Genomic DNA, 2337 nt, shown 5'->3' on the forward strand with positions numbered 1-2337 from the left:
GGTGCGCACTGATCCGCGGGTCCTGGTTCTTCAGCAGCACCAGCAGAGGGGTGGCCAGCAGGATGGAGGTCAGGAAGGCCACCGCCATACCGACGAAGAGCACCAGACCCAGGTCCTTCAGGGTGCCCGCGCCGAGCAGGCCGGCACCGATGAAGAGCAGACCGCCGACCGGGAGCAGGGCGACCACCGAGGTGTTCAGCGACCGCATGAGGCTCTGGTTCAGCGCCAGGTTGGCCGCCTCGCCGTAGGTCTGGTTGTTGTTGGCGGTGATGCCCCGGGTGTTCTCCTGGACCTTGTCGAAGACCACCACCACGTCGTAGAGCGCGAAGCCCAGAATGGTGAGGAAGCCGATGATCGTCGACGGGGTGACCTCGAAGCCGACCAGCGAGTAGATGCCGGCCGTGAGCACCAGGTTCGTGAAGAGCGACGCGATCGCGGCGGCCGCCATCCGCCACTCGAAGCGGAGGATCAGGTAGACCGCCACCACCGCGAGGAAGATGATCAGGCCGAGCAGTGCGCGCTCGGTCACCTGGCCGCCGAACGACGCACTGACCTGGCTGGCGCCGACCTGCTCGAACTTGATCCCGAACCGCTGGGCGATCTCGTTCTTGACGTCGTTCGACTGGGTCGGTGTCAGCTCCGAGGTCCGCATCTCGTACGAGTCACCGCTGGTGCCGCCGACCTTCTGCGCGGTGGCCACCTCGGCGCCGCCGCCCTTGGTCCGCAGCACCTCGTTGACCTGCCGCTCGGCGTCATCGAGGGTGCTGACGCTGGCCGGCACCTGCAACGAGGTGCCGCCGGCGAACTCGATGCCGAGGTGGAAGCCTCGGACCGCGAAGCTGAGCACGGCGATCAGCACCAGCACACCGGCGACGGCGAACCACAGCTTGCGCCGGCCGACGATGTTGAGATCGGCCTCGCCCCGGTAGAGCCGGGACGCCAGACCAGTCTTAGCCATCTCAGGCCTCCTTGACGCGCGGGTTGCGGGCGGCGCCCGGCTCGACCGACCGGGCCGGCAGGGCCCGGCCGAGACCGCTGACCCGCGGGGACAGGAACGCCCGGGTCCGGGCGAACATCGTCATGATCGGGTGGCGGAAGAGGAAGACGACGACCAGGTCGAGGACGGTCGCCAGGCCGAGCGCGAAGGCGAAGCCCTTCACCTGGCCGACCGAGACGATGTAGAGCACGACCGCCGACATCAGGGTGATGGCGTTGGCCGAGATGATCGTCCGGCGGGCCCGGATCCACGCCCGCGGCACCGCGCTGCGGGGGCTGCGTCCCTCCCGGATCTCGTCCTTGAGCCGCTCGAAGTAGATGACGAACGAGTCCGCCGCCACACCGAGCGAGACGATCATGCCGGCGATGCCGGCGAGCGTGAGGGTGAACCCGATCGACCGGCCGAGCACCACCAGCGCGCCGAAGACCAGCAGCGCCGAGAGCACCAGGCTCAGGAAGATGACCGAGCCGAGCAGCCGGTAGTAGAAGAACGAGTAGATGATGACCAGCAGCATGCCGATGCCGGCCGCGAGCAGGCCGGCGCGCAGTTGACTCTCGCCCAGGGTCGCGGTGACGTTCTGCGACTCCGCCTGGTTGAAGGTCACCGGCAGGGCGCCGTAGCGCAGCTGACTGGCCAGCTCGTTGGCGCTCTTGTTGTCGAAGCTGCCGGTGATCTGCGAGTCACCGGTGAGCACGCCCTGGATCTCCGGGGACGAGACGATCTCGTTGTCCAGCACCACGGCGACCCGGCACTTGCCGTCCTGGCCGAGCGCGGTCTGGTCGCAGGCCTGACCCTCGTTGTTGAACGCCTCGCGGGTCAGCGCGGTCCACTTCTCCTGGCCCTTGCCCGTGAAGTTCAGGCTGACCACCCAGGAGCTGGTCTGGTCGAGCACGGCGTTGGCGTCGTCGACGTCGGTGCCGAGCACCTTCGCCACGTCGAGCAGGTACTTGGCGCCGGACTCGCAGGCCACCGCCTTCTGCTTCTCGTCCTTGATCGACGCCGCCGGCCGCTTGTCGAGCTGGGCGCAGGTGATGGTCGGGACGTTGAACTGCATCTCGACCGGCAACACCGCGATCTCCTGCGGGGAGAGGGTGCCGAACGGCTTGAGCTTGTCGGCCAGCGACGGGTCGGCGGTCAGGTCGGCCGGCGCCTGGAGGCCGGACGCGGCGGCCCAGGCGGCCGCGCCCACCTTCTGCTCGACGGCCTTGCGCTGCTGCTCGATGCTCTGCGGCACCGGCTCGGCGCTGGCGCTCGGGCTCGGCGCGGCGGCGCTCGGCGTGGCCGACGGGGTCGGCGCGGCGGCGCTGGCGCTCGGCGTCGGGGCCATACCGCCCTGACCG

2 protein-coding genes are annotated in these 2337 nt (G+C 69.3%); both read right to left on the reverse strand.

The features are described from left to right. Positions 1–958: protein translocase subunit SecF (gene secF / locus B0E53_RS35580; protein WP_107079834.1), on the reverse strand; the 958-nt coding region annotated here is incomplete at its 3' end. Between the two features lies 1 nt (position 959). Then, positions 960–2337: protein translocase subunit SecD (secD, locus tag B0E53_RS35585; protein ID WP_107079835.1), on the reverse strand; the 1378-nt coding region annotated here is incomplete at its 5' end.

The sequence above is a fragment of the Micromonospora sp. MH33 genome, assembly GCF_003013775.1.
Classification (GTDB): Bacteria; Actinomycetota; Actinomycetes; order Mycobacteriales; family Micromonosporaceae; genus Micromonospora; species Micromonospora fulviviridis.